The 20,387-nt window shown below is 70.7% G+C and carries 13 protein-coding genes; 5 read left to right on the forward strand and 8 right to left on the reverse strand.

Features of this window, described 5'->3' with window-relative positions; genetic code table 11:
- Positions 1–23: 23 nt before the first annotated feature.
- On the forward strand, positions 24–449 hold the full coding sequence (locus AAW13_RS09510; protein ID WP_046730163.1) for an OsmC family protein: 426 nt from the start codon (positions 24–26) through the stop codon (positions 447–449).
- 133 nt (positions 450–582) lie between these two features.
- Entirely contained in the window at positions 583–2,433 is a 1,851-nt protein-coding gene (gene dnaK, locus AAW13_RS09515; RefSeq protein ID WP_046730164.1) for a molecular chaperone DnaK, read from the forward strand.
- A 311-nt stretch (positions 2,434–2,744) separates the two neighbouring features.
- Here dnaK and narI read toward each other — a convergent pair whose 3' ends face one another.
- The 6 genes from narI to AAW13_RS09545 form a co-directional block, all read right to left on the reverse strand.
- Complete coding sequence (narI, locus tag AAW13_RS09520; RefSeq protein ID WP_046730165.1) at positions 2,745–3,467, reverse strand: respiratory nitrate reductase subunit gamma; 723 nt, start codon at positions 3,465–3,467, stop codon at positions 2,745–2,747.
- Positions 3,464–3,958: a nitrate reductase molybdenum cofactor assembly chaperone gene (gene narJ, locus AAW13_RS09525; RefSeq protein WP_046730166.1), complete on the reverse strand. Its 495-nt coding sequence runs from the start codon at positions 3,956–3,958 to the stop codon at positions 3,464–3,466. The genes narI and narJ overlap by 4 nt, the downstream gene beginning before the upstream one ends.
- Positions 3,958–5,562, reverse strand: a complete 1,605-nt coding sequence (gene narH / locus AAW13_RS09530) for a nitrate reductase subunit beta (RefSeq protein ID WP_046730167.1) — start codon at positions 5,560–5,562, stop codon at positions 3,958–3,960. Before narH ends, narJ begins: the two co-directional genes overlap by 1 nt.
- Positions 5,562–9,245, reverse strand: a complete 3,684-nt coding sequence (locus tag AAW13_RS09535) for a nitrate reductase subunit alpha (RefSeq protein WP_046730168.1) — start codon at positions 9,243–9,245, stop codon at positions 5,562–5,564. The genes narH and AAW13_RS09535 overlap by 1 nt, the downstream gene beginning before the upstream one ends.
- A gap of 183 nt (positions 9,246–9,428) precedes the next feature.
- A complete protein-coding gene (locus AAW13_RS09540) occupies positions 9,429–10,244 on the reverse strand; it encodes an SAM-dependent methyltransferase (RefSeq protein WP_046730169.1) in 816 nt (271 codons plus the stop codon).
- Between the two features lie 62 nt (positions 10,245–10,306).
- The gene (locus AAW13_RS09545; protein WP_046730170.1) at positions 10,307–11,170 is read right to left on the reverse strand and encodes a helix-turn-helix domain-containing protein; all 864 of its coding nucleotides are present in this window, start codon (positions 11,168–11,170) and stop codon (positions 10,307–10,309) included.
- Positions 11,171–11,436: 266 nt separating this feature from the next.
- Here AAW13_RS09545 and AAW13_RS09550 point away from each other — a divergent pair, with 266 nt between their 5' ends.
- The 3 genes from AAW13_RS09550 to AAW13_RS09560 all read left to right on the forward strand — a co-directional run bounded on the left by AAW13_RS09550 (position 11,437) and on the right by AAW13_RS09560 (position 14,475).
- Positions 11,437–11,742 (forward strand): 4a-hydroxytetrahydrobiopterin dehydratase, encoded by a 306-nt coding sequence (locus tag AAW13_RS09550; protein ID WP_046730171.1) that lies wholly within the window; start codon positions 11,437–11,439, stop codon positions 11,740–11,742.
- A gap of 5 nt (positions 11,743–11,747) precedes the next feature.
- On the forward strand, positions 11,748–12,488 hold the full coding sequence (locus AAW13_RS09555) for a class I SAM-dependent methyltransferase (RefSeq protein WP_046730172.1): 741 nt from the start codon (positions 11,748–11,750) through the stop codon (positions 12,486–12,488).
- A gap of 112 nt (positions 12,489–12,600) precedes the next feature.
- Complete coding sequence (locus AAW13_RS09560; protein ID WP_046730173.1) at positions 12,601–14,475, forward strand: rhamnogalacturonan lyase; 1,875 nt, start codon at positions 12,601–12,603, stop codon at positions 14,473–14,475.
- Between the two features lie 57 nt (positions 14,476–14,532).
- Here the strand turns inward: AAW13_RS09560 and AAW13_RS09565 are convergent, their stop codons facing one another.
- Both AAW13_RS09565 and AAW13_RS09570 read right to left on the reverse strand, forming a co-directional pair.
- The gene (locus tag AAW13_RS09565; protein ID WP_046730174.1) at positions 14,533–17,196 is read right to left on the reverse strand and encodes a cellulose binding domain-containing protein; all 2,664 of its coding nucleotides are present in this window, start codon (positions 17,194–17,196) and stop codon (positions 14,533–14,535) included.
- Between the two features lie 127 nt (positions 17,197–17,323).
- Positions 17,324–20,266: a glycoside hydrolase family 48 protein gene (locus tag AAW13_RS09570; RefSeq protein ID WP_046730175.1), complete on the reverse strand. Its 2,943-nt coding sequence runs from the start codon at positions 20,264–20,266 to the stop codon at positions 17,324–17,326.
- Positions 20,267–20,387 lie beyond the last annotated feature (121 nt).

Raw genomic sequence — 20,387 nt, forward strand, 5'->3', positions numbered from 1 at the left:
GTTCACCCCCGAAAGGAACAACCGTGGCTACCACGCGTACCGCACACACCGTCTGGGAAGGCAGCCTTACCGAGGGCAGCGGTGTCATCACCTTCGACTCCTCCAACATCGGCGAGCAGCCGGTCACGTGGGCCGCCCGCTCGCAGGAGGCGAACGGGAAGACCAGCCCGGAGGAGCTGATCGCGGCCGCCCACTCCAGCTGCTTCTCCATGGCCCTGTCGCACGCCCTGACCGGTGCCGGCACCCCGCCCACCAAGCTGGTCACCAACGCCGACGTCACCTTCCAGCCGGGCACCGGCATCACCGGCATCCACCTGACCGTCGAGGGCACCGTCCCCGGGCTCGACGCGGACGGCTTCACCGCCGCCGCCGAGGACGCCAAGAAGAACTGCCCGGTCAGCCAGGCCCTCACCGGCACCACGATCACCCTGGACGCGAAGCTCGCCTGATCTCCGCCTCCCCTGGATGCCGCGTCCCGCTCCGGGGCGCGGCATCCGTGTTCCCGGGGTACCCGGCATTGACAACGGCCCGCTCAAGTTTTGTGCTGGAGTCGGGGAAGCGCCCGGGTGGAAGGGGACGGACATGGCACGTGCGGTCGGGATCGACCTCGGTACGACGAACTCGGTGGTGGCTCTGCTGGAGGGCGGTGAGCCCACCGTCGTCGCCAACGCCGAGGGCGCGCGCACCACCCCGTCGGTCGTGGCCTTCGCGAAGAACGGCGAGGTGCTGGTCGGCGAGGTGGCCAAGCGGCAGGCGGTGACCAACGTGGACCGCACCGCGCGCTCGGTGAAGCGGCACATGGGCGCCGCGGACTGGCGGTTCCCGGAGAGCGGGTCCGTGGACGGCACCCGCTACCGGGCCCAGGAGCTGTCCGCGCGGGTGCTCCAGAAGCTCAAGCGGGACACCGAGGCCTACCTCGGCGAGGACGTCACCGACGCGGTGATCACCGTACCCGCCTACTTCGACGACTCGCAGCGGCAGGCCACCAAGGAGGCCGGGGAGATCGCCGGCCTGAAGGTGCTCAGGATCATCAACGAGCCGACCGCCGCCGCGCTCGCCTACGGCCTCGACCGGGGCGAGGAGCAGACCGTCCTCGTCTTCGACCTCGGGGGCGGCACCTTCGACGTGTCGCTCCTGGAGATCGGCGACGGCGTGATCGAGGTGAAGGCCACCAACGGCGACACGCACCTCGGCGGCGACGACTGGGACCAGCGGGTCGTCGAACATCTCGTGAAGCGGTTCAAGGGACAGCAGGGCATCGACCTCGGCAACGACAAGATGGCGGTGCAGCGGCTGCGGGAGGCCGCCGAGAAGGCGAAGATCGAGCTGTCGTCGGCCACCGAGACCTCGATCAACCTGCCGTACATCACCGCGTCCGCGCAGGGCCCGCTGCACCTGGAGGAGAAGCTCACGCGAGCCCAGTTCCAGGAGCTGACGGCCGACCTGCTGGACCGCTGCAAGAAGCCGTTCCACCAGGCCGTGAAGGACGCGGGCGTACGGCTGTCCGCGATCGACCACGTCATCCTGGTCGGCGGCTCGACCCGGATGCCCGCCGTCACCGACCTGGTCAAGGAACTCACCGGCAAGGACCCGCACAAGGGCGTCAACCCCGACGAGGTCGTCGCGGTCGGGGCGGCCCTCCAGGCGGGCGTCATCCGCGGTGACGTGAAGGACGTCCTGCTGCTCGACGTCACCCCGCTGTCCCTGGGCATCGAGACCAAGGGCGGCATCATGACCAGGCTCATCGAGCGCAACACGACGATCCCGACGCGCCGTTCGGAGATCTTCACCACCGCCGCCGACAACCAGCCCTCCGTCGGCATCCAGGTCTACCAGGGCGAGCGGGAGATCGCCGCGTACAACAAGAAGCTGGGTGTCTTCGACCTCACGGGTCTGCCGCCGGCGCCGCGCGGTGTGCCGCAGATCGAGGTGGCGTTCGACATCGACGCGAACGGGATCATGCACGTCTCGGCGAAGGACCTGGCCACGGGGCGCGAGCAGAAGATGACGGTGACCGGCGGATCGGCGCTGCCCAGGGACGACATCGACCGCATGATGCGGGAGGCCGAGCAGTACGCCGAGGAGGACCGCGGCCGCCGGGAGGCGGCGGAGACCCGGAACCAGGCCGAGCAACTCGTCTACCAGACCGAGAACTTCCTGCGGGAGAACGCGGAACGGGTGCCGGGCGACACGAAGGCCGACGTGGAGGCCGCGATCACCGAGCTGAAGGCACTGCTGGAGCGTGACGCCGGCACGGCGGAGCTGAGGCAGGGCGTGGAGAAGCTGGCGACGGTCAGCCAGCGGGTCGGGCAGGCCATGTACGCGAGTGCCTCCGGCGGTTCGGCCGAGGAACGGACGGCGCCCGGAGCCGACGACGAGGAGGGCGTGGTGGACGCGGAGATCGTGGACGACGAACGGGGCACGGCCGGCTAGGCACCGCCGAAGCCCACCATCGCGGCTGACCACCGTCGCGGCGGGAAGAGGTGGGTGGCTGATCGCCGTCGTGGCGGGATGAGGTGGGTGGTTGGTCGTCGTCGTGAAGGAACGGGATGGTGGCTGACCACCGTCGCGGCGGGATGAGGTGGGTGACTGATCACCGTCGCGGCGGGAACAGGCGGGTGATTGATCGCCGTCGTGGCGGGATGAGGTGGGTGGTCGGTCGGCGTCGTGAAGGAACGGGATGGTGGCTGGTCACCGTCGTGGCGGGAAGGGACGGGTGGTTGATCGGCGTGTGGGGTGGGTGGCTAGCGGTGGGGGGTTTCCCAGCCTCGGCGGTCCGGGCGGGGGCCCAGTTGTCTCGGGTCCCTGCTGCGGTACACGACGTACGGGCGGAAGAGGTACTGGAGCGGCGCGCTGAACATGTGGACCAGGCGGGTGTAGGGGACCAGGGCGATCAGGACCAGGCCGACGACCGCGTGGACCTGGTAGAGGACCGGCACGCCGGTCATCAGGTCCGTCCTCGGACGCAGCGTGAACAGACTGCGGGCCCAGGGCGCGATCGTCCGCCGGTAGTCGTAGCCGTCACCGGAGGCGTGCGTGAGTTTGGCCGTCATGCCCAGCACGATCGCGGCGACCAGGAACAGGTACATCGCCTTGTCGTTGGCGGTCGTGGCCCGGAAGACGGGCGCCCGGGTACGGCGGCGGTAGATCAGCAGGGCCAGACCCGCGACCGTCAGGGCGCCCGCGAACGTACCGCCGTAGAGGGAGAACAGGTGGTACGTGTGCTCGCTCGCGCCGACCGCGTCCGTCCAGGACGCCGGCACGAACAGGCCGACGACATGGCCCGCCAGGACGAACAGGATGCCGTAGTGGAACGCGGGCGAGGCGACGTTCAGCAGCTTCGACTCGTAGACCTGGGACGAGCGGGTCGTCCAGCCGTACTTGTCGTAGCGGTACCGCCAGACCAGTCCCGCCACCAGGAGCGCGCAGGCCACGTAGGGCAGGGCGCCCCACAGGAGCGTGGTCATCGGCGCGCCCCGGTGGGCGTGGGCGGCAGCGCGGCGCAGACCGCGTCCAGGACACACGCGTAGGGAGTGCCGAAGTCGGTGAGCCGGCACCGGAGCTGGTCCAGGCAGGCACGGTGCTCGGTGAGCAGGTCCGTGTTGCCGGTGCGGGCCGTGAACTCCAGTACCGCGGGCAGGAAGTCCGGCAGTTCCTCGCCGGTGAACTCCATGCCGTACGCCTTGTAGACGTCCTTGAACCGCACCAGGGACATGCCACGGCGGCGGGTGTCGCCGTCCTGCCACCAGCTGAGGTAGAGGCTGTGCCGGTTCTTGAAGTCGAAGACCTGTACGTAGTGCGCGGCCAGCTCCTGCCGTGGGGTCACCGTCGCGTGGTCGGTGAACTCCCGCAGCTGCGGGGCGGCTTCGCGCAGCAGCGGCAGCCGGGCGATGAAGTCGTCGTCCGGGTAGGTCAGACAGAGCGCCGCCGCCTGGTAGAACACCGCGTCCGAGGGCATCAGTCCTCCTTCGCCTCGTCGGGAGTGTCGGCGGTCTGCCGTCTGCGCAGGATGTGGAAGTTCTCCACCGACACCAGAGGGAGCAGTTTGCGTCCCGAGTCCTGGCCGAAAGGCCCGTCGCCGCCCATGCCGGGGCCGCCGTCGTGGTCGAGGCTGCACCCCTGGGGCAGCGCGGACTCCTCCAGGCGGCGTGCGTCGCCGACGGCCGCCGTCGGGATCACGTACCGGTCCTCGTACTTGGCGATCGCCAGCAGCCGGTACATCGTCTCGATCTCCTCCGGGGACATCCCGACGGCCGCGGGGATCCGCGTGTCGGGCTCCTCGCCGAGGTTGAGCGAGCGCATGTGGGAGCGCATCGCCGCGAGCTTCTCCAGCGACGCCCGGACCGGGCCGATGTCGCCGGCCGTGAACATCTCGGCCAGGTACTCGAGGGGGATGCGCAGCGTGTCGATCGCTGCGAAGAGGTTGCCGGCGTCCTCGCCGTCGTGACCGGTCTCCGACAGGGCGTCCACGACGGGGGACAGCGGCGGGATGTACCAGACCATCGGCATGGTGCGGTACTCCGGGTGCAGGGGCAGGGCGACCCGGTACTCGCTGATCAGCGCGCGGACGGGGGAGCGGCGGGCCGCCTCCATCCAGTCGTACGGGATGCCCGCGGCCTCGCAGGCATGCTGCACGCCGGGATCGTGCGGGTCGAGGAACACCCCCAACTGGGCCTCGTACAGGGCCTTCTCGTCCTTGGTCTCGGCGGCCGCCGTCACCCGGTCCGCGTCGTAGAGGACGACCCCGAGATAGCGCAGCCGCCCCACGCAGGTCTCCGAGCAGACCGTCGGCAGACCGACCTCGATCCGCGGATAGCACAGCGTGCACTTCTCGGCCTTGCCGGTGGCGTGGTTGAAGTAGACCTTCTTGTACGGGCATCCGGTCACGCACATCCGCCAGCCCCGGCAGTGGTCCTGGTCGACCAGGACGATGCCGTCCTCGGCCCGCTTGTACATCGCCCCGGACGGGCAGGAGGCCACGCACGACGGGTTGAGGCAGTGCTCGCAGATTCGAGGCAGGTAGAACATGAAGGTCTGCTCGAACTCGAACCGCACCTTGTCGGCGGCCTGCCGGCGGGTGCGTTCGACCATCGGGTCCAGGTCGCCGTGGGCGGGTGCCCCGGCCAGGTTGTCGTCCCAGTTCGAGGACCACTCGATCTTCATCGGTCTGCCGTCGAGCTGCGAGACCGGGCGGGCCACCGGGTAGTCGTCGCCGAGCGGGGCGTCGGTGAGGTTCCGGTACTCGTACGTCCAGGGCTCGTAGTAGTCCTTGATCTCCGGGAGCCGCGGGTTGGAGAAGATCCCGGCGAGCTTGTGCAGCCGCCCGCCGGCCTTCAGTCTCAGTGCCCCGCGCCGGTTCAGCTCCCAGCCGCCACGCCAGGTCTCCTGGTCCTCGTACCGGCGCGGATACCCCTGCCCCGGGCGCGTCTCGACGTTGTTGAACCAGACGTACTCCATGCCCCGCCGGTTGGTCCACGCCTGTTTGCAGGTGACCGAACAGGTGTGGCAGCCGATGCACTTGTCGAGGTTCATGACCATCGCGATCTGGGCCATCGGACGCATCAGTACTCGACCTCCTGGCCGCGCCGGCGGATCACCGTCACCTCGTCACGCTGGTTGCCCGTCGGGCCCAGGTAGTTGAAGGCCCAGGACAGCTGTGCGTAGCCGCCGATCAGCTGCGAGGGCTTGAGGATCAGCCGGGTGAGCGTGTTGTGGATGCCGCCGCGCATACCGGTGGTCTCCGACTTCGGGACGCCCACCGTGCGCTCCTGCGCGTGATGCATGTAGACCGTGCCGGCCGGCATCCGGTGCGAGACGACCGCGCGGGCCACCACCACGCCGTTGCGGTTGACCGCCTCGACCCAGTCGTCGTCCGCGACCCCGATGGCGTCGGCGTCCTGCGGGGACATCCAGATGTTCTGGCCGCCCCGGGAGAGCGCGAGCATGAACAGGTTGTCCTGGTACTCGGAGTGGATCGACCACTTGTTGTGCGGGGTGAGGTAACGGACCGTCACCTCCCGCTGCCCGTCCGAGCCGAGCCGGGGCTCGCCGAAGAGCCGGTGCATGTCGAGCGGCGGCCGGTACACCGGCAGCGCCTCACCCAGCTCGTGCATCCAGTCGTGGTCGAGGAAGAACTGCTGGCGGCCGGTGAGCGTGTGCCAGGGCTTGAGGTGCTCGGTGTTCAGGACGAACGCCGTGTACCTGCGGCCGCCGGACTCGCTGCCGGACCACTCCGGCGAGGTGATCACCGGCACCGGGGCCGCCTGGGTGTCCGCGTAGGTGACCCGCCTGCCCTCGTGCTCGGCGGCCAGGTGTGCCATCTCCTGCCCGGTCCGCTGCTCCAGGGTGCGGAAACCCTGGGTGGCGAGGCGGCCGTTGGTGGTACCGGACAGCGCCAAAATGGCGTTCGCGGCCTTCACCGCGGTGTCGAGCGAGGGACGGCCCTGATGTCCGACGCCGTTCGACTCCCGCAGCCGGTCGACCTCTTCACCCGGCCGCAGCACGATCCCCTTGGCGGGCAGCCCCAGTTCCTCCACCAGGGGACCGAGCGCCGCGAACCTGGCGCCGATCGCCGTGTAGTCCCGCTCCACCACCGTCAGGCTCGGCATGGTCTCGCCGGGAACCGGCTCGCACTCCCCGCGCCTCCAGTCCCGCACCACCCCGCCGGGCTGGGCGGTCTCGCCCGGGGTGTCGTGCTGGAGCGGTGCGGCCACCAGGTCCCGGCGCACCCCGAGATGTCCCACCGCCAGCTCGCTCAGCCGCTCCGCCAGCGCCTTGAAGGTGTCGAAGTCGGTGCGCGCCTGCCAGGGCGGGTCCACGGCCGGGGTGAAGGCGTGCACGTAGGGATGCATGTCCGTGGACGACAGGTCGTGCTTCTCGTACCAGGTGGCGGCGGGCAGCACGACGTCCGACAGCAGGGTGGAGGACGTCTGCCGGAAGTCCAGGGAGAGCAGCAGGTCGAGCTTGCCCTCGGGCGCCTCGTCCCGCCACCGCACGTCACGGGGACGCTGGTCCGGGGCCGCCTCAGCGGCGCGCAGCGAGGAGTGCGTGCCGAGCAGGTGCTTGGTGAAGTACTCGGCGCCCTTCGCCGACGAACCGAGGAGATTGGCCCGCCACAGGGTCAGCACCCGCGGCCAGTTCTCCGGCGCGTCCGGGTCCTCGCAGGCGAACTTCAGCGTCCCCGCCCGGAGTTCGGCCACCGCTGCTGCCACCGGATCGCCGGCCGCCCCGCCCAGTTCCAGAGGGTTGCGGTCGAAGGTCGGATACGACGGCATCCAGCCCACACGGGCCGACAGCGCCAGGCAGTCGGCGCCCGTCATGCCCGCGAACCTGCCCTCACCCAGCGGCGAGGCCAGCACGTCGGCGCCGAACCGGTCGTAGCGCCACTGGTCGGTGTTGAGGAACCAGTACGCGGTGCCGATCATCTGACGTGGCGGCCGGGACCAGTCGTTGGCCGAGGCCAGCGAGGCCCAGCCGGTCACCGGGCGGCACTTCTCCTGGCCGACGTAGTGCGCCCAGCCGCCCTCGTTGCGGCCCTGGCAGCCGGTCAGCTGGAGCAGGGCCAGGAATGCCCGGTAGATGGTCTCGGAGTGGAACCAGTGGTTGGTGCCCGCGCCCATCAGGATCATGCAGCGGCCCTTGGAACGCTCCGCGGTCCGCGCGAACTCCCTGGCGATCTTCACGCACTTGGCGGCCGGGACCGAGGTGTGCCGCTCCTGCCAGGCCGGGGTGCCGGGGGTACGGGCGTCCTCGTAGTGGGTGGGCCAGCTGCCGGGCAGACCGGTCCGCCACACCCCGTACTGCGCCAGCAGCAGATCGAAGACGGTGGTCACGAGGGGGCCCCCGGGACCGCCCAGCCGGGTCGCCGGCACCCCGCGCCGCAGCACCTCGCCGCGCCCCTGGCCGTGCTCGCCGCCGTCCGTGTCGAAACGCGGCAGCAGCACCTCGACCCCGGCCGCCACCTCACTGCCGTACAGGGTCAACTGCGGTTCGATGGCGCCCAGTTCGAGATTCCAGCGGCCCTTGCCCGACTCGGTCCAGCGGAAGCCGAGGGAACCGTTCGGGACGACCGCGCGGCCGGACGCCGTGTCCAGGACGACCGTCTTCCACTCGGCCCCCTCGCCCGCCTGCCCCAGGTCGGCGGCGCGCAGGAACTTGCCCGGCACGTACGCGCCGTCCCGCTCGGTGAGCGTCACCAGGAACGGCAGGTCCGTGAACCGCCGTACGTAGTCCGCGAAGAACGGCGTCTCGCGGTCGACGAAGAACTCCTTCAGGATGACGTGGCCCATCGCCAGGGCCAGCGCGCCGTCCGTGCCGGGGTGCGGGTGCAGCCACTCGTCCGCGAACTTCGCGTTGTCCGCGTAGTCCGGGGAGACCACGACGACCTTCTGACCCCGGTAGCGGGCCTCCGCCATCCAGTGCGCGTCCGGGGTACGGGTCACCGGGACGTTGGAACCCCACATCATCAGATAGGCCGCGTCCCACCAGTCACCCGACTCCGGGACGTCCGTCTGGTCGCCGAAGACCTGCGGCGAGGCCACCGGCAGGTCGGCGTACCAGTCGTAGAAGGAGAGCATCGGGGCGCCGATGAGGGAGTGGTACCGGGCGCCGGCCGCGTGCGACACCATCGACATCGCCGGGATGGGGGAGAAACCGGCGATCCGGTCCGGGCCGTACGTCCTGATGGTGTGCACCTGGGCGGCGGCGACGATCTCCACCGCCTCGTCCCAGGTCGCACGGACGAGACCGCCCTTGCCGCGCGCCCGCTGGTAGCGGCGGCGGCGCTCGGGGTCGCTCTGGATGTCCGCCCAGGCGTCCACCGGATCCGGGAGCCGGGTCTTCGCCTCCCGGTACATCTCGAGGAGCACGCCCCGGACGTACGGGTACCGCACCCGGGTCGGCGAGTACGTGTACCAGGAGAACGCGGCCCCGCGCGGGCAGCCCCGCGGCTCGTACTCGGGGCGGTCGGGACCGACCGACGGGTAGTCCGTCTCCTGGGTCTCCCAGGTGATGATGCCGTCCTTGACGTACACCTTCCAGCGGCAGGAACCCGTGCAGTTCACGCCGTGCGTGGAGGCCACGACCTTGTCGTGGCTCCAGCGGTCCCGGTAGAAGGCGTCCGCCTCCCGGCCGCCGGTCAGCGCCACGCTGTGCAGGTCGGGCGCGGGCGTGCCGGGCCGGAAGAACCGGGCGACGCCCAGCAGCGCCGCGCCGGGCTCCTTCGGGGGTGTCTGCGTGTCGGTCACCTGCGCTCCCTTGCCGGCCCCTCGGTCCGACGCTAGGGGCAGGCACGGGAACGCACCCGTTCAGGGCGCCCGGACGGGTCACCGGAGCAGGACGCCGGGACGGGTCACCGGAGCAGGACGCCGGGACGGGTCACCGGGGCAGGGCGCCCGGACGGGTCACCGGGGCAGGGCGCCCTTGACGGGTCAGGGCTTGCGGGCGACCCCGCCGTACACCGGCACGATGCCCTCCTGCTGGAGCGCCACGTCCTCGGGGTCCGGGCGCCAGCCGGAGACCGGGATCACGCCGGGGCCGAGCAGCTCCAGGCCGTCGAAGAAACGCGAGAACTCGGGCAGTGAACGCGGGTGGAAGGGCGTCCCGCTGCGCCGGAAGTTCGCCGCCGCCTGCTCGATGGCCGCCGGGCTGAGGTCCGGGGTGACCTGGGAGAGGATCAGATGGCTGCCCGGGGCGAGCGCGTCGACGTACCGCTTCAGCAGTCCGTGCACGTCGTCGCCGTCCGGGTCGTCGCCCAGGTAGTGGGTCAGAGCCACCAGCGACAGCGCGATCGGCTGCCCGAAGTCCAGGGTCTCGGCGGCCTCGGCCAGCAGGGTGCCGGGGTCGCGGACGTCGGCGTGCACATAGGCGGTGGCGCCCTCGGGGGTGCCGCGCAGCAGGGCCTCCGCGTGACGCAGCACGATCGGGTCGTTGTCGGCGTACACCACCCTCGCCTCGGCTGCGACGCCCTGTGCGACCTGGTGCAGGTTGGGCTCGGTGGGGATGCCCGTGCCGATGTCCAGGAACTGGCGGGTGCCCGACTCGGCGACGGTCCGCACCGCCCGCTGCATGAACCGGCGGTTGGCGCGCGCCCCGCGCAGCACGGTGCCGTCCACCGCCAGGATCTTCCGGGCGAGTTCCTCGTCCACCGGGTAGTTGTCCTTGCCGCCCAGCCACCAGTCGTACACCCGCGCCGGGTGCGGCCGGCTGGTGTCGACGGCGGGGGGCGCGGGCTCGGATGCGGTCACGGTGTCTGCTCCTCGGGATGCTTCGCGGTGCTTGCGCTCGGGGTCATGGGCGGTGCGTGGGCTCAGAGCTCGTCGCGGTACTTCCGCAGCAGTTCCTCGGTCCGCTGCGCCGAGGCGGCCCGGGCCGTCATGTGGTCCAGCACCTCCAGATGCGCCCCGACCTCGTCCCGGGAGTCCAGGTACAGGGCGCCGGTCAGGTACTCGGTGAACACCATGTCCGGCAGTTCGGGCTCGGCGAACCGGAACAGCGTGAACGGCGCGTACGTCCCCGGGTGCGGACCACTGGCGAACTCGGCGAGCTGAAGGGTGATCCGGTCCCGTTCGACGAGGGCCAGCAGCTTGTCGACCTGCTCGCGCATCACCCCGCAGTCGCCGCTCACCGGGCGGCGCAGCACGGTCTCGTCCATGATCACCCACAGGTGGGGCGGATCGTCCTGCTCCAGCAGCCGCTGCCTGGTCATGCGCAGCGCCACGTGCCGTTCCACGGCCGCCGGGTCGGCATGGCCGATCGTCCCGGCCTCCATCACGGCCCGCGCGTACGCCTCGGTCTGCAACAGGCCGGGGAAGAAGTGCGGTTCGTAGGAGCGGATGACCCGGGCGGCGCCCTCCAGGCTCACGTACAGGCTGAACCAGTCCGGCAGCACGTCGTGGAACCGCTGCCACCAGCCCGGCTGGTTGGCCTCCTCGGCCAGCCGCACGAACGCGCCCTGTTCCTCCTCGGGCACCCCGTACGTCTCCAGCAGCACCTGGACGTACGGGATCTTCAGCGCGACCTCGGCCATCTCCATCCGCCGCACGGTGGCCTGCGCCACCCGCAGTACCCGCGCCGCTTCGTCCCGGCCCAGGCCCGCCGCCTCCCGCAGTTCCTGAAGCCGTTTGCCGAGCACGACCTGACCGACCGTGGGCGCAGCACGCCGCTCACTCACGCCACGCCTCCCCTACGTGCACAAGTACGCGTGCAGTGTGCCACGCGATGCCGCTCTCGCACATGTTGTCGAGGCAGACTCCTGTATCTACGCGCGGAGCCGCCCGTGCGTCAACCCGTCGGCGTGCAGGGCCACTTGACGGCCGTGCCGTCCGCCGGCGGGAACCCGGGGGCGATCACGGTCGCGTCGCGCCCCCGGCCGGGCCGCCGGCCCGTACGCTCGGGAACCGCGCAAGCCGCCGCAGTCCCAGGGAAGGAAGCCCCACCATGGCCGTCGAACCGCTGTCCCAGAAGGAGATCGAGGACCGGCTGACGGAGCTGCCGGGCTGGTCGGTGGACGACGACCGGCTCGTCCGCGCCTACCGCCTCGACTCGCACTTCGCGGCCGCCGCGCTGGTCGTGCACATCGCCCGCGTCCAGGACGAACTCGACCACCACTCCGACCTCACCCTCGGCTACCACACGGTCGCCCTCGCGGTGAACACCCACAGCGTGGGCGGCGCGGTCACCGCCAAGGACTTCGAACTCGCCCGCAGGGTGGAGGACATCGCTCCCGGTCACGGCGCACACTGAGCGATGTGCTGGACTACGACAAGGAAGCCGGGGTCTACGACGCGACGCGCGGTGGCGAGCCCCGCGCCGAGGCGGCGGCCGGCGCCGTCCTCGGTCTGATACCCGACCGCCCCGGCCGGCTCCTCGACCTCGCCTGCGGCACCGGCATCGTCACGCGCCGGCTGGCCGCCGCCCGTCCCGCGCTCCGCGTCACCGGCGCCGACCGCGCACCCGGCATGGCACGGATGGCGGCGGCCCGGCTGCCGGGGGCGGTCGTGCTCGCCGACAGCCGCCGCCTCCCCTTCCCGGACGCCACGTTCGACGCGGTCACCACGGTCTGGCTGCTCCACCTCGTACCGGACCCCGCCGAGGTCCGTGCGATCGTCGCGGAGTGCGCGCGCGTGCTGCGCCGCGGCGGGGTGTACGTCACCACCGTCGACAAGGCCGCCGCGCACGACGTCGGCAGCGACATCGACGCGGTGCTCGCCGACCGCCCGCGCCGCCCGCCCCCGGACGCGGCCGCCGACGTCACGGCGCTCGCCCGGGACAGCGGGCTGCCTCCCGCCGGACAGACCGCCTTCGTCGGCCTCGGCCAGGGCCGCAGTCCCCGCTCCACCATCGCCGACCTGCGCCGTGGCTGGTTCACCCTGCTGCGCGCCGGCGACCCCCGGATCGAGGAGTTCACCGGCCGGCTGGCGGCCCTGCCCGACCAGGACCGCCCGCGCCCCGACCCGCGCTTCGGCGTCCGGGCGTACCGCAAGCCCTGAACCGGCCGACGCGGAAACCAAGTTGGCGCAAAGCAACGGCAACGAGACGACATGCGACGGCGACTGACGGTGCGACCACGCAACCCGTCCGTCCTCTCTGGAGGTTCGTCCCGTGCAGCACCCGCGCCCGCACCGCAGACACCGCTTCCTGCTCCCGGCGGTCACCGCGACCGCGGCACTGATCGCCGCCGGTCTCACCGCGCTCTCTCCCACCCCGGCCGCGGCGGCCACCGCCCGTCAGGTCGAGGCGCTCGACCGGGGTGTGGTCAGCGTCCACACCGACGCGGGCAACCTGGTCAGCTGGCGCTGGCTGGGCACCGACCCCGACAACGTCTCCTTCAACGTCTACCGCGCCGGTACGAAGGTCAACTCGACGCCGGTCACCGGCTCCACGAACTACTTCCACACCGGCGCCCCGGCCCAGGCCGACTACACGGTCCGCGCGATCGTGGGCGGCGTCGAACAGGCCGACTCGGTCCACGCGATCCAGTTCCGCACGGGATACAAGGACGTCCCCATCACCCCGCCCGCCGGCGGCACCACCCCCGACGGCGTCTCCTACACCTACGAGGCGAACGACGCGTCCGTCGGCGACCTCGACGGCGACGGCCGGCTGGACTTCGTCCTCAAGTGGCAGCCGACGAACGCCAAGGACAACTCCCAGTCCGGCTACACCGGCGCCACGATCCTGGACGGCATCACCCTCGACGGCACCCGGCTGTGGCGCGTCGACCTGGGTAGGAACATCCGCTCGGGCGCCCACTACACCCAGTTCCAGGTGTACGACTACGACGGCGACGGCAAGGCCGAGGTCGCCGTGAAGACGGCGGACGGCACGGTCGACGGCACCGGCACGGTGATCGGCAGCGCCACCGCCGACTACCGCAACTCCAGCGGCTACGTCCTGTCCGGCCCCGAGTACCTGACCATGTTCAACGGGCAGACCGGCAAGGCCATGGGCACCGTCGACTACGTCCCGGCCCGCGGCACGGTCTCCTCGTGGGGCGACTCCTACGGCAACCGGGTCGACCGCTTCCTCGCCGGTACCGCCTACCTGGACGGCTCCCGTCCCTCCCTGATCGAGGCGCGCGGTTACTACACCCGCACGGTGATCGCCGCCTGGGACTGGCGGAACGGCGCCTTCACCCGCCGCTGGACCTTCGACACCAACTCCTCCACCAACTCCGGCAAGGGCTACGACGCCCAGGGCAACCACCAGCTCTCCGTCGCGGACGTCGACGGGGACGGCAAGGACGAGATCGTGTACGGCTCGATGGCCGTCGACGACAACGGCTCCGGCCTGTGGACCACGAAGAACGGCCACGGCGACGCCATGCACGTCGGTGACCTCGACCCGTCCCGTCCCGGTCTGGAGGAGTTCAAGGTGGACGAGGACAGCTCCAAGCCCTCCTCCTGGATGGCCGACGCGAAGACCGGCGAGATCCTCTGGTCCACCGACCCCGACGGGGACAACGGCCGGGGCGTCTCCGGGGACGTCTGGGCGGGCAGCGCTGGCGCCGAGTCCTGGTCGTCGCACGCGGACGGCGTCCGCGACCCCCAGGGCACGGTGGTCGCGAGCCGCAAACCCTCCAGTACCAACTTCCTCTCCTGGTGGGACGGCGACCCGGTGCGCGAACTCCTCGACGACACCCACATCGACAAGTACGGCACGTCCTCCGACACGCGTCTCCTGACCGGCGCGGGCGTCCACTCGAACAACACCACCAAGGCCACTCCGTCCCTCTCCGGCGACATCCTCGGCGACTGGCGCGAGGAGGTCGTCTGGCCGACGACGGACAACACGGCCCTGCGCATCTACTCCACCCCGTACGAGACGAGCACCCGCATCACCACCCTCCTCCACGACACCCAGTACCGCACGGCCCTGGCCTGGCAGAACACCGCCTACAACCAGCCCCCGCACCCGAGCTTCTTCCTCGGCGACGGAATGCCCACGGCACCCCGGCCGTCGGTGTACACGCCCTGAGAACAGGGCCTGAGCACAGGAGGGCGCGCGCCCGGTGCGGCGCGCGCCCTCGGTCGGTCAGGCGGCCGTGCAGGTCTGGTCGCCCAGTCTGAATGCCGTCGGTCTGTCGTTGGCGCCCGTCCAGGTGCCCGTGAAGCCGAAGGACACCGACGAGCCCGCCGCCACCGTGCCGTTCCAGCTGACGTTCCTGGCGGTCACGGCCGCTCCCGACTGGGTCCAGTCGGCGTTCCACAGCTGGCCTACGGTCTGGCCGTTCGGGAAGGACCAGCCGAGGGACCAGCCGCTCCAGGCCGCCGAACCGGTGTTGGCGAGCTGGACGTCCGCCTGGAAGCCGCCCGCCCACTGGTTGGTGATCCTGTAGGTGACCGTGCAGGCGCCGGTCGGCGTCGGGTCGGTGCCGCCTCCGCCGTCCCCGCCTCCGCCGGTGTCCGAGGTGTCGCCGTAGATCACACCCCGGCCGTTGGTCGAGACGTACACCCGGCCGTAGACCCGCGGGTCACCGGTGATGGCCGCACCCGTCCAACCCCATTGGTGGGCGTCGTCGTTGACACGGGTCCAGGTCGCGCCCCGGTCCGTGGAGCGGAAGATGCCGCGGACACCGCCGATCTTCGCGCTGGTGTAGAGGGTCTGGTACGAGGCTCCGGTCGCCGCCTTCCCGAAACCGATCGTGTCGGCCTGGTCGACGTTCGAGAGCTTGGTGAAGGTCACGCCGCCGTCCGTCGAGTGCCACAGGCCGTACGCGCCGTCCGTCGCGCCGCCGGCCAGCCACACGTCGCCCTTCGTCCCCGGCAGCGCCTTGAACCGCACGCTGTCCCCGCTCGGCAGCCCGGTCGCGGCGGACGCCGTGAAGGTCGCGCCGCCGTCCGTACTGACGTAGAACTTCCCGGACTTGAAGCCGTAGAAGGTCTTCGGGTCGACGCGGTCGGATTCCACGGCCGCGCCCGCCGGGATGCCGCTCGACGCCGACCAGGACGATCCGAAGCCCGTCGTGTACTGGACGCCGGTGCCGGCCGGACTCCAGACGAACCGGCCGCCGTCCGGGGCGGCCGCCACCGTGCCGCCGCCGCTCACCCCCGAAGGGTCCGTCCCCGCGAACCAGTTCGCCCCGTTGTCCGTCGAGAACGCGATGTGCGGACCGGAGTCCAGGTCGCCCACGCGGACCACCGTGTTCGGGTTCGACTCCGCGAAGTCCAGGCTCGTGGTCGTCGTGAACGTCGGGGACGTGTACATCATCGAGGGGACCTTGGTGAGGTCCGTGTGCCGGAACCCGCCGATGTCACCGAGCGCGCTGAACAGCTGGGCGCCGCCCGACGGGGGAGCGGCGAGGTCGTCGACGGCTGTCTCCTCCAGCCCCCGCACCATGGGCTTGACGGTGAACTGGCCACCGCTGTCCCACTGGGTGAGGTTCTCGGTGCCGTAGAGCGTGGCGCCCGTCCCGTACATCATCCGGTCGGAGTCGAACGGGTCGATCTCCAGCGACTCCGTCATCCACCCGAGTTTCGGGCTCTGTTCGGGGGGTGAGGGGTTCGCCCCGAAGGTCAGCCAGGGGGAGGACGACACGTCGATGGTGTAGCGGTTCGAGCGGTTCGGGTACGACGTGTAGTCCCACGCCTTGGTCCAGGTCGCCCCGCTGTCCGTGGAGCGGAAGATCTGGGTGTCCGGCCACCAGGAGCTGTACGCCGTCGCCATCACCGTGCCGGGGTGCCGGCGGTCGACGGTCAGCCCGGAGAAGCCGTAGTAGGTGTCGGCCTCCGCGACCGGGCTGATGTCCGTCCAGGTGCCGGTGGCCGTCGCGTACCGCCACAGCCGCCCCTTGCCGCCGTCGTACGGGCCGCCCTTGTCGCTGTAGGCGAGGTAGAGAGAACCGTTCGTGGCGTCCAGCACGCCCTTGTGGGCGAGGTATCCGGTGGGCTGCCCGGCCAGCCGGGTCCAGGTCGCGCCGGCGTCCGTCGAGCGGTACACCGCGTTGTCCTTGTCGGCGACCCCGACGTAGATCGTCCTCGTCGCCGAACCGGCGGTCCCTGTCGACTCGTCGAAGGTGACCCACACGATGCCCTGGTTGTCGGAGGCGTAGCCGGTGGTGTCGGTCGAGTCCTGCACGTAGTTGCCGGCATTGGGGAAGTTCGTCACCTGCGACCAGGTCACGCCCGAGTCCGTCGACCGCCACAGGCCCTTGCCGCTGGGCGCGCCCAGATACAGCACGCTGTCCTTGTTCGGGTCGATCGCCAGCCGCTCGCCCATGCCCCGGCCGGGCATGTTGCCGCCCAGTTTGAACGGCAGGTCGGTCTTCTGCCAGCTCGCACCCCGGTCGGAGGAGCGCAGCACCGCGCCGTCGGTCGGGTCCCAGCTGTTGGTGTACGTCCCGACGGCCGCGTACACCTTGTCGGGATCGACGGAGTCGGAGGCCAGGCTGACCACACCGGTGTGCCCCCACTCGTTCCAGCCGACCGAGTCCAGCAACGGGGTCCAGCTCTTCGTCGGCTCCGACCAGCGGTAGGCCCCGCCGATGTCGGTACGGGCGTAGGCGAGGTTCTTCTCGGTGCGGTTGAAGACGATTCCGGGCACGAATCCGCCGCCGTCGATCCGGGCGTTGTGCCAGGTGTACGTGTCGGCGGCGAGCGTGGCCCGCGCGGTGCCGTCGGCGGCGAGCGCGGGCGGGGTGCCGGCGAGCAGTCCGGCCGCGAGGGCGAGTACAGCGGTGAGGATGCGGGTTCTTCGCACGCGAGAAGTCCTCTCCATAAAAGGGAAGGGCGGCCCCCGGCGTGAAGGGACCGCCCACTGGAGCGCCCCTTCAGGGGCGCGGGGGAACTGCGTGACCAGCCACGACGCGGCCGAAGCCGCAGCCGGACTACTCCAGCAGCTCCGCGTACGACCCCATGGCCAGGGCAATGTCCGCCTGGGCCCAGAACCGGTGGTACGTGAACACAGGCGCGGCCCCGCCCGCCAAGTAGCTCTGGATCTTCGACCACGCGGGGTCGTTCTTGTAGAAGCTCCGCAGCGAAGCGAACGTGGACGAGGAGTTGATCGCGTCCCCGTTCGGCATCTTCCCGGTCCACCCGCTCGGCACGTACACCGTGTCGTCGAACCGGTTGTAGTCGGCCCGCGTCTCCGGCACAGCGATCCCCAGGCTGTCCTGGTAGTTGCCCCACATGCCGTCGAGCAGCGCCTTGGCCGTCGACTTCGCCGTCGCGTCACCGGACCTGGCGGCGTAGTACGTCAGCGTCTTGGCGTACGCGGCCGCCACGCCCACGTCGTTCGTGTAGTCGGCGACCGTGACGTGGAGTCCGCTGTTGGAGCCGGGACTCGACGCGTTCCAGGTGTCGGGCTGCCCCGACCACTGGAGCGTCGACGGGATGAGGTACGTGCCGTCCGGATTGACCGTGGTCTTGGACAGCGCCCACGCCACCCACTTGTCGAGGACCGCCTTGGCGCTCGCGTTGCCGGTCTGCTGGTAGTACTCGGCGACCCGCTCCATCGACCAGGCCTGGAAACCGAACCACTGGTTGGACGGCGGGTCGTGGTACACCGGCTCCCAGTCGTAGTACATGCCGTAGAACGTCGGCGTACCCGACGGCGGGCTCGCGTACCGTCCCTGCCAGCTGTTTGTCGCGCCACCGGCGATGGCCCCCTCCGACGACTGAAGCCAGCGGTAGAACTCCAGCTGCCGGGTCAGGGAGGTGCCCCAGTCCGCCGCGCCCGTCGCCGACTTGGGCTTCAGGTCGGCGTACGAGCTCAGCGCGTACGCGGCCAGCGGGTTCTGGTAACCCCCGTGCACATGGCTCGACCCGATCCGCCAGGCCCAGCCCGCGCTGGTGTCGGTCGCTCCGCCCCACGCGTAGTACCAGGACAGCAGATAGTCCGAGGCGTCCTTGCCGGTGCCGGCCGCGCAGGTCGTCGGCCCCACACAGTTGCCGATCTTCTTGAAGTACTTGTCGTACATGGCGTAGCGCAGATAGTCGCCCATCTTCGCCGCCTTGCCCACGGTCGCGGAGACGTCGCCGCCCTTGCCCTGCTCCTTCGCCCACACGTCGGCCCAGTACGCGGCCTGCACCGCACGCGCGTCGGCGTCCGGGGCGTCCGTGTACTTCCACTGCTTGGCGTAGGACGAGTCGCCGGTGAACAGGTCCAGGTAGCCGTTGGTCCCGCCGTACTTGAAGGCGTCGCAGGTCGGCTGCGGAACCGTCTCCCACACCGACTCCTGCGCCCCGCGCTGGAAGGTGTTGATGTACGACGGGCCGTCCGCTGCCGGGCCCGCCTCGCATCCGCCGCCCGGGGTGTCACCGTAGCCGTAGACGTTGTCGACGTCCTGGAGCCAGTGCATGCCGTACACGTCGTCCGTGCCGTACGCGCTCTTCAGCTCCGAGGCGATCGGGTCCGAGCCCACCGAGACCGTGGTGTCCAGCTTCGCCGGGTACTCGTTCGGGGTGTCCAGCTCGGGTGCGTAGGTGGCCGGTTTGGACGCGTTGTAGAAGGAGTTCGTCGGCTGGTCGGCGTGGGTGGGGATCATGTACTTCTCCATGAGCGCCCACGCGCCGTTGAACTTGGACCAGTCGCCGGTGACCTTGCCGTACATGGCTTGCAGCCAGAGAAGGTAGCTGTACGCCTCGGACGTGGTCTCGTGCCCCTGGTCCGGAGCCTCGACGATCAGCGTCTCGACCGAGTGGTAGGGGATGCCCTCGGGGGAGAAGTAGCCGTTCGCCGGGTTGGTGATCTTCCCGTACAGGTCCAGGAAGCGCGCGTCGTACGCCTTCGAGGCGGCCAGTTCCGTCACCGTCACCGTGGCCCCGGTGTAGCCGGTCGCGGACGCGGTGAAGGTCGCGGTGCCGGTGCCGGCGGAGTCCGCGGCCACGGTCACGTTCTGCGCGGTGCTCCAGTTGGACGGCGTGAACGTCAGCGACGAACCGGCGCTCACCGACAGCCCGGTGCTGCCGGCCGTGCGGGCCACCGCGACCGTCACGCTGGTGCTCGGCTGCTTCGACAGGCTGACCCCGAAGGTGCCGGTCGCGCCCTGCTGGACACCCAGCTGGGTGGGCGAGGCGACCACCGCCGGACCCGAGGCGACCGTGATGCCGACCGGCGTGGACGAGGCGGACGCGCCGAGGCTGTCGTACGCCTTCGCCACCAAGGAATGACTGCCCACGGTCAAACTTGAGACCGGGAGCGAGTACGGCGACGAGGTGTCCGTGCCCAGCAGCGTGGTGTCGTCGTAGAACTCGATCTTGCTGATCGTCGCGCCGTCGGCCGCCGCCGCGGTCGCCGCCAGCGGGACCGCGTCGCCCTGCGTGTACACCGCGCCGGCGGCGGGGCTGGTCAGTACGGTGACCGGCGGCTGGTGCGCACCGGCGCAGGTGGTGCCGTTGACCGCGAAGCTCGTCGGGGCCGCGTTGCCGCCGGTGTACGAGAACTGGGCGCCCGTCGACACCGCGGCACCCGCCGCGATCGTGCCGTTGTACGACGCGTTCTGCACGGTGACCGAGGCGCCGGACTGGGACCAGGTGCCGTTCCAGCCGTTCGACAGCTTCTGGTTGCCGGTGTACGCGTACGTCAGGGTCCAGCCGTTGATCGCGTCCGTACCGCGGTTGGTGATCGTGAGGTCCGCGGTGAAGCCGGTGCCCCAGTCGTTGGTCTTGTAGTCGACGCTGCACTGGAGGGTCGCCGCGTGGGCGGGGGTGGTCCCGGTGGCGAGCATCGACAGCGGCAGGGCGAGGGCCGCGACGACGGCGGTCCACAACCGCCGTACGGCTCTGCGCCTCCTCCCGGGGGCGGGGCCTGAGGGGTGTGCGGGATGCATGTGCTGGTTCCTCCTTGCGCTTGCGGCTCGGGGAGAAGTCAAGGCTTGAACCAGTGGGAGCGCTCCCATAGTGGAGACGTGGCATGGTTCGGTCAAGGCGGTTGAAGAGTCGAAAAGATTC

This window comes from Streptomyces humi, from assembly GCF_001005085.2.
GTDB lineage: Bacteria > Actinomycetota > Actinomycetes > Streptomycetales > Streptomycetaceae > Streptomyces > Streptomyces humi.

Coding starts and splice junctions, on each gene's coding strand:
- AAW13_RS09570 (WP_046730175.1), bottom strand. CDS start 20,266: ATGCATCCCGCACACCCCTCAGGCCCCGCCCCCGGGAGGAGGCGCAGA.
- narH (WP_046730167.1), bottom strand. CDS start 5,562: ATGCGTCCGATGGCCCAGATCGCGATGGTCATGAACCTCGACAAGTGC.
- dnaK (WP_046730164.1), top strand. CDS start 583: ATGGCACGTGCGGTCGGGATCGACCTCGGTACGACGAACTCGGTGGTG.
- AAW13_RS09550 (WP_046730171.1), top strand. CDS start 11,437: ATGGCCGTCGAACCGCTGTCCCAGAAGGAGATCGAGGACCGGCTGACG.
- narI (WP_046730165.1), bottom strand. CDS start 3,467: ATGACCACGCTCCTGTGGGGCGCCCTGCCCTACGTGGCCTGCGCGCTC.
- narJ (WP_046730166.1), bottom strand. CDS start 3,958: ATGCCCTCGGACGCGGTGTTCTACCAGGCGGCGGCGCTCTGTCTGACC.